This is a genomic window from Marichromatium bheemlicum, from assembly GCF_012276755.1.
Lineage (GTDB): Bacteria > Pseudomonadota > Gammaproteobacteria > Chromatiales > Chromatiaceae > Marichromatium > Marichromatium bheemlicum.
This window is the reverse complement of sequence record NZ_JAAXKX010000002.1, coordinates 172,396-185,768: the sequence shown is the minus strand read 5'-3', so window position 1 is coordinate 185,768 and position 13,373 is coordinate 172,396. Positions and strand designations below refer to the sequence as shown.

The 13,373-nt window shown below is 67.1% G+C and carries 9 protein-coding genes; 2 read left to right on the top strand and 7 right to left on the bottom strand.

The genetic code is table 11. The features are described 5' to 3' along the window. Positions 1-38 precede the first annotated feature (38 nt). The 3 genes from HF203_RS02400 to ettA all read right to left on the bottom strand — a co-directional run bounded on the left by HF203_RS02400 (position 39) and on the right by ettA (position 3,358). Complete coding sequence (locus tag HF203_RS02400) at positions 39-650, bottom strand: hypothetical protein (RefSeq protein WP_168666233.1); 612 nt, start codon at positions 648-650, stop codon at positions 39-41. A 64-nt stretch (positions 651-714) separates the two neighbouring features. Beyond that, a complete protein-coding gene (locus tag HF203_RS02395; RefSeq protein ID WP_168666230.1) occupies positions 715-1,593 on the bottom strand; it encodes an ATP-binding protein in 879 nt (292 codons plus the stop codon). A 97-nt stretch (positions 1,594-1,690) separates the two neighbouring features. Continuing rightward, the gene (gene ettA, locus HF203_RS02390) at positions 1,691-3,358 is read right to left on the bottom strand and encodes an energy-dependent translational throttle protein EttA (protein WP_168666228.1); all 1,668 of its coding nucleotides are present in this window, start codon (positions 3,356-3,358) and stop codon (positions 1,691-1,693) included. Between the two features lie 164 nt (positions 3,359-3,522). Here ettA and mobB point away from each other — a divergent pair, with 164 nt between their 5' ends. Continuing rightward, positions 3,523-4,086 (top strand): molybdopterin-guanine dinucleotide biosynthesis protein B, encoded by a 564-nt coding sequence (mobB, locus tag HF203_RS02385; protein WP_168666226.1) that lies wholly within the window; start codon positions 3,523-3,525, stop codon positions 4,084-4,086. Here the strand turns inward: mobB and HF203_RS02380 are convergent. Genes HF203_RS02380 through HF203_RS16240 form a run of 3 tightly spaced genes read right to left on the bottom strand, consistent with a single transcriptional unit; the run spans position 4,071 to position 9,083 of the window. Further along, positions 4,071-6,944, bottom strand: coding sequence for an EAL domain-containing protein (locus tag HF203_RS02380; RefSeq protein ID WP_168666224.1), 2,874 nt, complete (start codon positions 6,942-6,944; stop codon positions 4,071-4,073). The genes mobB and HF203_RS02380 overlap by 16 nt on opposite strands. Before the next feature lie 7 nt (positions 6,945-6,951). Next, on the bottom strand, positions 6,952-7,392 hold the full coding sequence (locus HF203_RS02375; RefSeq protein ID WP_168666223.1) for a response regulator: 441 nt from the start codon (positions 7,390-7,392) through the stop codon (positions 6,952-6,954). A 26-nt stretch (positions 7,393-7,418) separates the two neighbouring features. Continuing rightward, on the bottom strand, positions 7,419-9,083 hold the full coding sequence (locus tag HF203_RS16240) for a methyl-accepting chemotaxis protein (protein WP_168666220.1): 1,665 nt from the start codon (positions 9,081-9,083) through the stop codon (positions 7,419-7,421). A 267-nt stretch (positions 9,084-9,350) separates the two neighbouring features. Here HF203_RS16240 and HF203_RS02365 point away from each other — a divergent pair, with 267 nt between their 5' ends. Continuing rightward, positions 9,351-11,912 carry a PAS domain-containing sensor histidine kinase gene (locus HF203_RS02365; protein ID WP_168666218.1) on the top strand — a complete coding sequence of 854 codons (2,562 nt, stop codon included), beginning with the start codon at positions 9,351-9,353 and terminating at the stop codon, positions 11,910-11,912. Positions 11,913-11,914: 2 nt separating this feature from the next. Here HF203_RS02365 and HF203_RS02360 read toward each other — a convergent pair whose 3' ends face one another. Continuing rightward, on the bottom strand, positions 11,915-13,366 hold the full coding sequence (locus HF203_RS02360; RefSeq protein WP_168666513.1) for a TrkH family potassium uptake protein: 1,452 nt from the start codon (positions 13,364-13,366) through the stop codon (positions 11,915-11,917). Positions 13,367-13,373: the final 7 nt, after the last annotated feature.

Genomic DNA, 13,373 nt, shown 5'->3' with positions numbered 1-13,373 from the left:
GCTGCGGCGCGCCACACGCCCGCAGCATGGCCCCGCGATCAGTCGCCTAGGGCCGCCTCGATGGCGTCGAGATCGAGCCGTTCGAGATAGGCCTCGAGCGCACCCTTGTCATCCAGCCCCGACCCCTGGGCCTGGATCACCAGTCGGGCGCCGACCATCAACGTGATCTCGTAGTCCTCGCTGTCGGCGGCATGCTCGACCATGCCGCGATGCCCGGCGAGGGCGTAGGGTTTGAGGTCGGGGTTGCCCTGCATCATCATCGGCATCGACAGCGCCATGGTCAGCATCGGCATCATCGGTGAGTCGGCCATCAGGTTGAGTGTGATCTCGGCGCCGTCCTCGCGGGTGTAGCGACGGCTCAGGTGGGTGCCGGTGATCATGCTCGCCATGCCTCCGGACTCGGCCACGGCCTCATCGGCCCGCCAGCCATCCAACGGCTCGGGCAGCAGCTTGAGCAGGTTGGCGCCGATCTGTTCCTGGATCTCGGCGATGGCCGCCTCGAGATGACCGATGGCGCCGCGCAGGCTGTTTTCCTCGTAGGCCGTCGCGGCCGCCTCGAGTTGCTCGATCACCGGATCCTCGGTTGCGCTTACGCTCAGTGGCAGACCGAGGGCGAGGAGGGCGACGTACAGCGGACTGGTGTGTCTCATGCGAGGTCTCCGTAGCGTGGTTCGCAGCGCGATTATCCCCCGAACCGGTGGTGCAGGCAGCTGCTCATTCTGCTGGCGTCGGTTGCCGCCCCGCCCAGTCGCGCGCGAACTGCCAGGCGGTGCGTCCGCTGCGCGAGCCGCGTCGTAGTGCCCATTGCAGTGCGGCCTGCTCGATCGTCGGCCAGTCGTCGCTCCCCCCCATCGACCCCAGTCGTTCCAGCCAATGGCGCACCACCGCCAGGTATTGCGCCTGGTCGAAGGGGTGGAAGGAGACCCACAGCCCGAAGCGATCGGACAGCGAGATCTTCTCCTCGACCGACTCGCCGTGGTGCAGCTCGCCGTCGACCACCCGGGCCTCGCGGTTCTCGGAGTGGAACTCGGGCAGCAGGTGGCGGCGGTTGGAGGTGGCGTAGATCAGCAGGTTCTCGGGGGTGGCGGCGATCGAGCCGTCGAGCGCGGCCTTGAGCGCCTTGTAGCTCGACTCGCCGGGCTCGAAGGAAAGGTCGTCGCAGAACAGGATAAAGCGTTCGGGGCGATCGCGGATCAGCGCGAGGATGTCGGGCAGCTGTAGCAGGTCGTCGCGGTCGACCTCGATCAGCCGCAGGCCCTGTTCGCGCAGCGTATTGAACACGGCCTTGATCAGCGATGACTTACCGGTGCCGCGCGAGCCCCACAGCAGCACGTTGTTGGCGCTGCGCCCGGCGAGGAACTGCTCGGTGTTGCGCAGGATCTCCTGCTTTTGCCGCTCCAGCCCGAGCAGGTCGTCGAGCGCGAGCCGGTGCGGCGCGGGCAGTGCCTGCAGCTCGCCGCCGTGGTCGCCGCGCCGGCGCCAGAGGTAGGCGTGGGCCGACCAGTCGGGTGTCGGGGTGTGGGGGACGAGCACCCGCTCGAGACGCTCGATCAGGGTCTCGGCGCGGGCGAAGAGGTGTTCGAGTTCGGACATGGGCATTCCTGGGGTGGCGGCGCCTGTGCAGATGGACGGGCACCCGGGGTCGGATCTGCCCGGACGACCGGCGCCGCCGGGGCGGCGCCGGGGCGGGTCAGGCCGAGAGCTTGCGGTACTTGATGCGGTGGGGCTGGTCGGCGTCGGTGCCGAGTCGGCGGTGACGGTCGGCCTCGTAGTCGGCGTAGTTGCCCTCGAACCAGGTCACCTGCGAGTCACCCTCGAAGGCGAGGATGTGGGTGGCGATGCGGTCGAGGAACCAGCGGTCGTGGCTGATCACCACGGCGCAGCCGGGGAAAGTGAGCAGTGCCTCCTCGAGCGCGCGCAGGGTCTCGACGTCGAGGTCGTTGGTCGGCTCGTCGAGCAGCAACAGGTTGCCGCCGCGCTTGAGCAGCTTGGCCAGGTGGACGCGGTTGCGCTCACCGCCGGAGAGGTCACCGATGCGCTTCTGCTGATCGGAGCCCTTGAAGTTGAAGCGGCTGCAGTAGGCGCGTGAGGGCATCTCGTAGCGACCGACGACGATGTTGTCGGCGCCGTCGGAGATCTCCTCCCACACCGTCTTGCTGTCGTCGAGGGTGTCGCGGCTCTGGTCGACGCAGGCGATGTCGACCGTCTCGCCGATGCGCAGGGTGCCGGCATCGGGCTGTTCCTGTCCGGTGAGGATGCGAAACAGCGTGGTCTTGCCCGCGCCGTTGGGACCGATCACGCCGACGATGCCGCCCTTGGGCAGGTTGAACGAGAGGTTGTCGTAGAGCAGTCGCTCGCCGTAGCCCTTGCGCAGCCCCTCGGCCTCGATCACCAGGTCGCCGAGCCGCGGGCCCGGCGGGATGTAGATCTCGTTGGTCTCGTTGCGCGACTGGAACTCCTGCGACTGCAGTTCCTCGAACCGGGCCAAGCGTGCCTTGCTCTTGGCGTGACGGCCCTTGGGGTTGCTGCGTACCCAGTCGAGCTCCTGCTTCATGGTCTTGATGCGCGCCTGCTCCTGCTTCTGCTCGAGTTCCAGGCGCTTTTCCTTCTGCTCCAGCCAGCTCGAGTAGTTACCCTCCCAGGGGATGCCGTGACCACGATCGAGCTCGAGGATCCAGCCGGCGACGTTGTCGAGGAAGTAGCGGTCGTGAGTGACCGCGACCACGGTGCCGGGGTAGTCGTGGAGGAAACGCTCGAGCCAGGCGATCGACTCGGCGTCGAGGTGGTTGGTCGGCTCGTCGAGCAGCAACATGTCGGGGCTCGACAGCAACAGCCGGCACAGCGCCACGCGGCGGCGCTCGCCGCCGGAGAGCTTGGTGACATCGGCCTCCCAGGGCGGCAGACGCAGCGCCTCGGCGGCGACCTCAAGGGTGTGGTCGAGGTTGTGACCGCCGCTGGCCTCGAGCAGGTTCTCGAGCTCGGCCTGCTCTTGGGCGAGGGCGTCGAAGTCGGCGTCGGGCTCGGCATAGGCGGCGTAGACCGCCTCGAGACGTTCGCTCGCTTCCTTGATGTGGGCGAGCGCCTCCTCGACGTTGCCGCGTACGTCCTTGTCGGGGTCGAGCTGCGGTTCTTGGGGCAGATACCCGACCTTGATCCCCGGCTGCGGACGCGCCTCGCCCTCGATCTCGGTGTCGAGCCCGGCCATGATCTTGAGCAGGGTCGACTTGCCCGCGCCGTTGAGGCCGAGCACGCCGATCTTGGCGCCGGGGAAGAAGGACAGGGAGATGTCACGCAGGATGGTACGCTTGGGCGGCACGATCTTGCCGACCCGGTTCATCGTGTAAATGTACTGAGCCATGAGGTCCTTGCGGTCGTTGTCGAGAATCGGGTGATGGTCCGGGCGCGGCGGGGCGCCCGGGCCGAGGTGTTGCGCCCCGGACGAGGGTCCATTCTGCGCTGCCCCCCGGGAAAAGTCCAAGCGCAGACGACCGCCCACGACCGCTGTCCCGAGGAGTGAACGCGATGGCAGTAGCAAGCCCGCCGGTACTCGGCTTCGTCGCCCCCAGCGGCACTGGCAAGACCACCCTGTTGTGCCGATTATTGCCGCGACTGCGCGCGCGCGGGCTGCGGGTGGGCTGCCTCAAGCATGCCCATCATCGTTTCGATGTCGATCATCCCGGCAAGGACAGCTTCGAGCTGCGTGCGGCCGGCGCCGAGCAGGTGCTGGTGGCCTCGCGCTGGCGCTGGGCGCTGATGGTCGAGACTCCGGAGACGGGCGCCGATCCCGACCTCGAGACCCTGCTCGCGCGGCTCGATCCGGGGCGGCTCGACCTGGTGCTGGTCGAGGGTTTCAAGCAAGCCGACTATGCCAAGATCGAGGTCCATCGCAGCGCGCTCGGGCTCGCACCGCTCTATCCCGAGGACCCGGCGATCATCGCCGTGGCTACCGATCGACCCTCACTGACCGCCCCGGCGCCGCCCCGGCTCGCGCTCGATGACCCGGAGGCGGTGGCCGAGTTCGTGCTCGAGTGGTTGGCCGGGGAGGGGGGCGGTAGGCGGGGCGGCTTGGGTCAACGTAGGTATTGACGCGCGAACGCGGCGCCCGGCAATGGACGGCTGAACAGATAGCCCTGGTAGGCGTCACAGCCGGCCCGCCGCAGGAAGTCGCGCTGGGCCTCGGTCTCGACGCCCTCGGCGAGTACGCGCAGGTTGAGGTTGCGCGCCATGGCGATGATGGTCGCGGCGATCTCGGCATCGTTGCGGTCCTCGGGGATGCCCTGCACGAAGCTCTTGTCGATCTTGAGTTTGTCGATCGGCAGTTGCTTGAGATAGGCCAGCGAGGAGTAACCGGTGCCGAAGTCGTCGATCGAGAGGGCGATGCCGAGCGCGCGCAGCGCCTCCAAGGTCTCCATGCCGCGGCGGTCGTGCTGCATCAGGGTGCTCTCGGTGAGTTCGAGCTCCAGCAGCTCCGGGGGGAGGCCGGTGAGCTGAAGTTCGTGGCCGATGTGCATGGCCAGATCGGGTTGGGCGAATTGGTGGCTGGAGAGGTTGACTGCCAGGGTCAGCGGTGGGGCGCCGGCCTCGATCCAGGCCTGGAGCTGGCGACAGGCGCTGGCCAGTACCCAGGCACCGAGCGGGATGATCAACCCGGTCTCCTCGGCCAGGGGGATGAAGCGGTCGGGGGGGATCAGCCCTGCGTCCGGGTCCTCCCAGCGTACCAGCGCCTCGACTCCGGTGACCCGGGAGGTGCGCATGTCGACTTGGGGCTGGTAGTGGAGCACTAGCTCCTCGCGTTCGAGCGCACGCCTGAGGCGTGATTCGAGCGAGAGCCGGGCATTGGCGGCGCGGGTGAGCGACTCGGTGTAGTAGCGGTAGGTATTTCGCCCCTGTGACTTGGCCTGGTACATCACGGTGTCGGCGTTGCGCAGCAGCTGGGTGGTGTCGGTGCCGTTGTCGGGATAGAGGCTGATGCCGATGCTCGCGCCGAGATAGAGCTCGCGTCCGCCGGAGAGGTGGAAGGGCTCGCCCATCAGCTCGATGATCTGTTGGGCGAGGTTGCCGGCCTCGTCGGGGCGTTCGATCGACTCGAGCACCAACACGAACTCGTCGCCGCCGAGGCGCGCGAGGGTGTCCTCGGTGCGGCAACGTGCGTGCAGTCGCTCGGCGACGACCTGCAGCAGCTCGTCGCCGAGCGGGTGGCCGAGGCTGTCGTTGACGTTCTTGAAGCGATCGAGGTCGATGAACAGGACCGCGACCTTGCGGCCGTTGCGCGCGGCGCGATGGATGGCGTGTTCCAGGCGCGAGAGCAGCAGTAGCCGGTTGGGCAGGTCGGTGAGTGCGTCGTAGTGGGCGAGGTGCTCGAGCCGGGCCTCGGACTGCTTGACCTGGCTGATGTCGGAGAAGATGCCGACATAGTTGGTGGTCGCGCCATGTTCGTTGCGCACCCGGCTGATGGTGAGCCAGGCGGGAAAGAGTTCGCCGTTGCGCCGACGGTTCCAGACCTCACCCTGCCAGTGCCCGGTCTGCAGGATCGAGGCCCACATCGCCTGATAGAACTGACGGTCGTGGCGACCCGACTTGAGTAGGCTCGGGGGGTGCTCGAGGGCCTCCGTCTCACTGTAGCCACTGATCTCGGTGAAGGCCTGGTTGACCACCACCAGCCGCTTGCCGGCGGCGTCCGTGATCATGATGCCCTCGTGGGTGTTGTCGAGTACCGCGGCGGCCAGTCGTAGTCGCTCCTGGTCGTGGAGGCGCTCGGTGATGTCCTGGCCGACCCCGGCGATACCGATCACCTCGCCCTGTTTGTCGCGCACCGGGACGCCGTTGTAGCGGTAGCTGCGGATGCCGTTGACGGTCTGGGTACGACCCTCGATCTCGCAATAGCCATGGCTGAGCGCGGCGGCGATCGCCGGCTTGAGCCGGGGCGCGTCGGCGGCGACGAAGAGTTGCTCGAGCGGTAGCTGGCGTAGGGTCTCCGGACCGTATCCGGTCTCGGCCTCGACGCGCTTGTTCCACCACAACAGTCGCCCCTCGAGGTCGACCATGTAGAGGGTGTCGTGCACGGCCTCGGTGATGGCACGACTCTCGCCATAGGCACGCAAGATCTCCTGCTGCGCGCGCTTGGGTTCGGTGATGTCGCGCACCGACTCGATGGCGCCGACGACGCGGCCCTCGGGGTCGCGTAGCGGCGAGGCGACCGAGCGCAGGTAGACCCCACGTCCCTGATCGAGATGGGGGTTGAAGACCTCGGCGGTGAGTTGGTCGCCCTCTTGCTGCTGGAGGTTGTCGTAGGGGTGGGTTGGGTGGTGCTCTGGGGCGAGGATGAGGTCGACGAGCAGGGCTCGGCGCTTGCCGTAGAAGGCCAGGGCATAGGCCTGATCGCCGGTGCCGATGATCTGCTCGCGCGTGACTCCGGTCATGCGCTCGACGGCGAGATTCCAAGCGATCACCCGGCCCTCGGCGTCGACGGCGAAGGTGGCGTCGGGGAGAAAGTTGATGATGTCGGTGAGGCGTCGTTCTGAGGCGCGTAGCGCCTCTTGGGCGCGGGTCCGCTCGGTGATGTGGCCATACTCGCGCAATACCCGTTCGAGCAGGCGCGGCATCTGGGTGAAGGTCTCGGGGGACTTGACGACATAGTCGAGGGCGCCGGCCTTCATCGCCTGTACCGCCATCTGCTCATCGCCCTGACTGGTCATCACCAGCACCGGGTAGCGGATCTCCTGCTGGTCGCCGGGGAGCAGCTCGTAGGCCTTGCCGTCGGCCAGGTTGAGGTCGGCGATCACCGCATCCGGCGGTTGGGCGGCGATCGCTTGCAGCGCCTCGGTCAGGGTCTGCGCGATCCGGGGTGGGCTGAAGCAGGCACTGTCCTCGAGGGCCCGCGCGACTGCCTCGGCGTGCGCCGGATCGTCCTCGACGATTAGTACGGAGAGGGGGCATTGTGTCATGGCGGCCTCAGTCGGGATAACGGTTCCAGGCCAGCCAATAGTGTTTGAGCGAGTCGAACAGCTGGGCGAAGGTCTCGTAGTCGGTGGGCTTGACCAGATAACTGCTGGCTTGGTTGGAGTAGGCGCCGAGCACATCCGGTGGCGCGGCAGAGGTGCTCAGGACCACCACCGGGATGCGCCGGAGTTGGGTGTCGGCCTTGATCCGGCGCAGCACCTCCAGACCGGCGACCTTGGGCAGGCGCAGGTCGAGGAGGATGAGGTCGGGACGCGGGCTGCTCTCGGGGTCGCTGAAGCGGCCTTGACGGAACAGGTAGTCGAGCGCCGCCTGGCCGTCCTCGACGTGGGTCAGGCGCGTCGGCAGGTGCTTGGCCTCGAGCCCTCGGCGGGTGATCTCGGCATGGGCCGGGTCGTCCTCGATCAGTAGGACCGAGAGTGTCTGTTCAGGCATGGCCGCCTCCAGCGCTGTACCGCGCCTCACCCCGGTGGTCGGAGTGAGCCGGTCTCGCCGACCTTGAACTGATCGGCGAGTTGCTGCAGGACCTCGCCGAGCTGGGCCAGCTCCTGGCTGGCGCTGGCGGTGTGCTGGGCGTTGCCGGCGGCCTCCTCGGAGAGGTCGGAGATCTTGATCACGCTGCGGTCGATCTCCGAGGCCGCGACTGCCTGCTCCTCGGCCGCGCTGGCGACATGGGTGTTCATGTCGCGGATGGTGGTGATGGCCGAGACGATCTCGGCGAGCGCGTCGTGTGCCTGACTGGCCTGCTGCAGGGTCGAGGTGGTGAGTTGCTCGCCCCGGTTGATGGCGGTGACCGCCTCCTGGGCGACCGCACGCAGGTTCTGGATCATCTGTTGGATCTCGGTGGTGGACTGCTGGGTGCGGCTGGCGAGGGTGTGGACCTCGTCGGCGACCACCGCGAAGCCCCGGCCCTGTTCGCCGGCGCGTGCGGCCTCGATGGCGGCGTTGAGGGCCAGCAGGTTGGTCTGTTCGGCGATGGCGCGGATGACATCGAGTACGGTGCCGATCGAGACACTCTGCTCGCTGAAACGGCGCACCGCATCGGCGACCTGGGCGATCTCTTGGGCGAGGTGCTGGTTGGATGATTGCACCTCGTCGACCGTGGCGCTGCCCTGGCGGGCACTCTCGTCGGCGGTGAAGGCCGAGGCGGCGGCGTCCTCGGCGCTCTTGGCAATCTCCTTGATGGTGGCGGTCATCTCGGTGACTGCGGTGGCCACCTGCTGGACCTCGCCGCGTTGCCGTTCGATACCGTCGTTGTTGGACTGGGTGATGGTCGAGAGCTCCTCGGCGGCGGTGGCGAGTTGTGCGGTGGCATGGGCCATCGCGCCGATGGTGCGCTCGGTCTTGTCGGCGAATTCGTTGAAGCCCACCGCCATGTCGGTGATCTCGTCGCGGCCGTTGGTGTCGAGGCGCTGGGTGAGGTCGCCATCGCCCTTGGCGATACGGTGCATGGCGCGGGCGGCGGCATCGATTGGTTTGATGATCGAGCCGGCTGTGAGCGCGACCATGAGCATCACCAATGCCAGCATGGCGGCGCCGAGCCCGCCCATCAGTGTCGCGTGACGCCAGAAGGCGGTGTCGACGTCGTCGATATAGATCCCGCTCGAGATCATCCAGCCCCAGTTGGGTTCGAGCTGTGAGAAGGCGAGCTTGGGCTCCGGGTGGTCCGAGCCGGGTTTGGGCCAGAGATAGTGGACCGAGCCGCGGCCGTCACGCTCGACCTGTTCGAGCAGTTCGGCGACGAAGCGCTTGCCGTTGGCGTCGGTCTGTTGGCGTCCGTCGTTACCGACCAGCTCGGGCTTGATCGGGTGCATCAGCATGAGACCGCGACGATCGCGTACCCAGAAATAGTTGTCACCGTCGTAGCGCATCGTGCGCAGGGCCTCGAGCGCCGCACGCTCGGCGGCGGCGCGGGTGAGCGTTCCGCTCTCGGTGCGCTGCTGATAGTGCTCGACGACGCTTTGCGCGGTCTCGACCAGTTTCTGGACCTGAGTGAACTTCTCCTGGAGCAGGATCGACCGCATCTCGTAGAGGGCGAGCGTCACCCCGGAGGCGATCCCGACCAGTACCAGCGCCGAGAGGATCCATAGACGATGCTTGATGGTGAGTGACCGCATGAACTGCATGTTCGCTCCTCGCTGTCGTCAACTGTCTATTGCCTACGGCGCTGGTCGGTGACCCTGGCCGGATTCCCCGGCGGCGATGGGGATGGGCGGGGGCGGTCGACGCGTTGGGCGTCTCCAACCACGGCCCTGATAGAGGAATGGCAGCAAGCCGTGGCGTAATCAATCGATCCCCTCGGGAAAAGCGCGGCCGGTGCCGACGCGATCACGGGTTTTCGGTATGCGCAGGCCGTGCCCCTGCCGGCGGGCCGTTTCAGCGAGGTGGATGCGATGGGCGAAGAATCCAATCGGGCGGCGCCGGTCAGCGCCGGCGCACTGGTGATTGCCGCCGATGGGACGATCTGTCAGGTCGATGCCGACTGGGTGGCGGAGCTGGGGCTTGAGGTCGCGGCGGTGCTCGGTCAGCCGCTCACCACGGTGCTCGATGTGCCGCCCTCGTGGGCGGTGCTGAGTGACTCGCGGCCCTGGCGTGGGATGTTGCGGTTGCGGGTCGGTTCGCCCCGTTGGCGGCAGTGTCGGGTGGATCTGGTGCCGGTCCTCGATCAGGCGGGGCGGATGCGCTGTTGCACCCTGATGTTCGAGTCGGGCGCAGTCGCGGCGGCTGGCGCGGCGGGTCGGGCACAACTGCTCGAGTCGGTCGTCGATGCCGCCTCGGACGCGATCATCGTCGCCCGGCTCGAGCGGCTGGAGGTGATCTATGCTAACCGTGCCGCGCACCTGCTGTTTGGCTGTGATGCGGATGCGCGCGACATGATCGGCCGCGCCGGCGCGCCGTTCTGGCCACGCCATGACCTCGGGGTGCTCGAGGCGCTGTTGCCCCAGGCGCTCGCCGGTGGTTGGCGCGGCGAGTTGCGTCAGCAGCGCCTCGACGGCACCCAGTTTCTGGCCGATGCGACCATCTTCGCGTTGCCCAGCGCGACAGGCGCCCCCGAGTTGGTGGCGGCGATGTTGCGCGATCTCAGCGCACAGCAGCAGACGACGCGAGAGCAGCGCTTGGCGCACTTCGCCCTGGAGCACTCGGGGGACGAGGTCTTTCTGCTCGATGCCGAGGCGCGCTTCGTCTACGTCAACGACAGCATGTGCGCGACGCTCGGCCTGGCGCGCGAGCGCCTGTTGGGCATGGCCGTCCCCGATATCGATCCGGTGTTCCCGCCGCAGCAGCTCCCCGAGGTGTTCGCGCGACTCCGCGAGGAGTCGTCGATCCGTGTCGAGACCGTCCACCAGCGCAGCGACGGCACGCGTTTTCCGGTGGAGGTCGTTTCCAACTATTTCGTCGTCGACGGTGCCGAGTTCAACTGTTGTATCGGTCGTGACATCACCGAGCGGGTCGCTGCTGAGCGTGCGCTCGAGGCCTCGCGCGAGTATCTCGACACCCTCATCGATGCCCTGCCCGATGCCCTTTTCGCGATCGACGCCGAGGGCATGGTCACCATCTGGAACCGGGCCATCGAACAGATGTCCGGGATCGCCAGGGAGGCGGTGCTGGGGCGTGGCGCACGCGCCTATGCGAAGGCCTTCTATGGCGAGTCGCGCCCGATGCTGATCGACCTGGTGTTCGCCCCGGCCGCGGTCGCCGAGCAGATCGAGTGTCACTACGACCAGGTCCAGCGAGACGGCGATGTGTTGCTCACCCAGGTCCATCTGCCCGGTGTCTATGGGGGGCGTGGTGCCCATGTCTGGGGCAAGGCGGCACCGTTGCGCGATGCCGCGGGACAGGTCTTCGGCGCGCTCGAAATCATCCGCGATGTCAGCGAACTCAAGGAGGCCGAGCGGGCGCTGCGCCTTAGCGAGGCACGCTTCCGCTCGGTGGTGAGCAATACCCCGGTGATGATCTTCGAGTTCGATGCCGACGGCGTCTTCCAGCTCTGCGAGGGCAGCAGCCTCAAGACCCTGGGGTTGGTCCCCGGGGCCCTGGTCGGGACCTCGGTGGCCGGGTTCTTCGGTGCCGAGTCCGGGGTCGTGGCAGGGATCGCTCGGGCGCTTGGCGGCGAGGCGGTACAGTTCACCGCCAACCTCGGTCGCCAGGTCTTCGAGACCTATTTCAACCCGGTCCGTGATCCCGGTAGCGCTGCGGCGGCGGTAATCGGGGTGGCGGTGGACGTCACCGAACGGACCGAACGCGAGGCCGAGTTGCGCCAACGCACCGACGAGCTGACCCGCTTCACCTATACCGTCTCCCATGACCTCAAGAGCCCGCTGGTGACCATCCGTACCTTCCTCGGCTTTCTCGAGCGCGACCTCGCCGGCGGCGATGCGGCGCGTGTGGCCAAGGACCTGGACTTCATACGCAATGCCTCGGAGCGGATGACCCGATTGCTCGACGAGCTGCTCGAACTCTCGCGGATCGGTCGGCTGATCAACGAACCGACCGAGTTCAGGCTGCACGAGGTGATCGAGGAGGTGCTCGCGCTGGTCGCCGGACGCATCGTCGAGCGCGGGGTCGAGGTGGTGGTGCACGAGGCCCCGGTGTGGGTCCAGGGGGATCGACCGCGCCTGACCGAGGTGTTCCTCAATCTGCTCGACAATGCCGTCAAGTTCATGGGTGAGCAGCCAGCGCCGCGCATCGAGATCGGTGTCGAGCGTGAGGACGAGGCGCTTGTGGTGGTGGTCGCCGACAACGGCAAGGGCATCGACCCGCGCCATCTGCACAAGATCTTCGGGTTGTTCGAGCGCCTCGACCGCGAGGGGGACGGGACCGGTATCGGTTTGACCCTGGTGCAGCGCATCGTCGAGGTCCACGGTGGCCGGATCTGGGCCGAGTCACCCGGCCCCGGGCTGGGCGCGCGCTTCTGCTTCACCCTCGGCGCCCTCGAGCTGCGTCCGGACGGGTAGCCTCAGCGTTGCCAGAACGACGGGGTGAGCAGCACCAACAGGGTGAAGATCTCGAGCCGGCCGAGCAGCATGGCAAAGCACAGGATCCATTTTGCCGGGTCGTAGATGTCGGCGAAGTGCGGGCCGACCTGCGCCAGTCCGGGGCCGAGGTTGTTGATACAGGCGGCGACCGCCGAGAAGGAGGTCAGCAGATCGAGCCCGGTGGCCGCCAACATCAGATACATCAGCACGAAACAGGCGACATAGAGCGAGAAGAACCCCCAGATGGCATCGATCACGCGGTGGTCGATGGTCTTGCCACCGATGCGTACCGGTAGCTGCGCGTTGGGGTGGACCAGGCGCCCGATCTCGCGGATGCCCTGCTTGATCAGCAGCAGGAAGCGGATCACCTTGATGCCGCCGCCGGTGGAGCCGGCACAGCCGCCGACGAAGCTGGTGAACAGCAGCAGGATCTGCAGGAAGGGCGGCCAGAAGTAGAACTCGGCGGTGGCGAAGCCGGTGGTGGTGCCGATCGAGACGGCCTGGAACAGGCCCTTGGTGAAGGCATCGTCCCAGGTGATGAAGGTGTCCGAGTGATAGAGCCCGATGGTGGCGATGGTGGTCACCGTCGCGATGATCAGCAGGTAGAAGCGCCACTCACTGTCATGGAGATAGACCCCAAGGCTGTGACGGCGCACCGCCATGAAGTGCAGCGCGAAGTTCATCCCCGCCAGCAGCATGAACACCACCGCGATCATCTCGATCAGGGTGCTGTCGAAGTGGCCCATGCTGAGGTCGTGGGTCGAGAAACCGCCGATGGCCACGGTCGAGAAGGCGTGACCGATAGCGTCGAACAGGGTCATGCCCGCGCCCCAGTAAGCCAGTGCGCAGGCCACCGTCATCCACAGATAGATATACCACAGCGCCTTGGCCGTCTCGGTGATGCGCGGGGTGAGCTTGGAGTCCTTCATCGGCCCCGGCATCTCGGCGCGATAGAGCTGCATGCCACCGATCCCGAGCATCGGCAGCACCGCGACGGCCAGCACGATGATTCCCATACCGCCGAGCCACTGCAGCTGTTGGCGGTAGAAGAGGATCGACTTGGGCAGGTCGTCGAGGCCGACGATCACGGTCGCGCCGGTGGTGGTCAGCCCCGAGATCGATTCGAACACCGCATCGGTCGGCGACAGCACCGGGTCGGTCGAGAGCAGAAAGGGCAGGGCGCCGGCCAGTCCCAGGGTGGTCCAGAACAGCACCACCACCAGGAAGCCGTCGCGTAGTCGCAGCACCGCGTGGTGGCGCATCACCGGCAGGAAGATCAGCAGCCCGGCGCTGAACAGGATGGCGAAGGCGACCAGGAAGGGCCAGGTCTCGCCGTCGGCATAGATCAGCTCCACCGCCACTGGTGGCAGCATGGCGAAGCTGAACACCGCCAGCAGCAGGCCGAGGACCTTCTGTACCGCAGCGAACTTCATCATAGCC

Bases quoted from the DNA above. Each gene is read 5' to 3' on its own strand.
- HF203_RS02360 (WP_168666513.1), bottom strand. From the start codon at position 13,366: ATGAAGTTCGCTGCGGTACAGAAGGTCCTCGGCCTGCTGCTGGCGGTG.
- mobB (WP_168666226.1), top strand. From the start codon at position 3,523: ATGGCAGTAGCAAGCCCGCCGGTACTCGGCTTCGTCGCCCCCAGCGGC.
- HF203_RS16240 (WP_168666220.1), bottom strand. From the start codon at position 9,083: ATGCAGTTCATGCGGTCACTCACCATCAAGCATCGTCTATGGATCCTC.
- HF203_RS02380 (WP_168666224.1), bottom strand. From the start codon at position 6,944: ATGACACAATGCCCCCTCTCCGTACTAATCGTCGAGGACGATCCGGCG.
- HF203_RS02395 (WP_168666230.1), bottom strand. From the start codon at position 1,593: ATGTCCGAACTCGAACACCTCTTCGCCCGCGCCGAGACCCTGATCGAG.
- HF203_RS02375 (WP_168666223.1), bottom strand. From the start codon at position 7,392: ATGCCTGAACAGACACTCTCGGTCCTACTGATCGAGGACGACCCGGCC.
- HF203_RS02365 (WP_168666218.1), top strand. From the start codon at position 9,351: ATGGGCGAAGAATCCAATCGGGCGGCGCCGGTCAGCGCCGGCGCACTG.
- HF203_RS02400 (WP_168666233.1), bottom strand. From the start codon at position 650: ATGAGACACACCAGTCCGCTGTACGTCGCCCTCCTCGCCCTCGGTCTG.
- ettA (WP_168666228.1), bottom strand. From the start codon at position 3,358: ATGGCTCAGTACATTTACACGATGAACCGGGTCGGCAAGATCGTGCCG.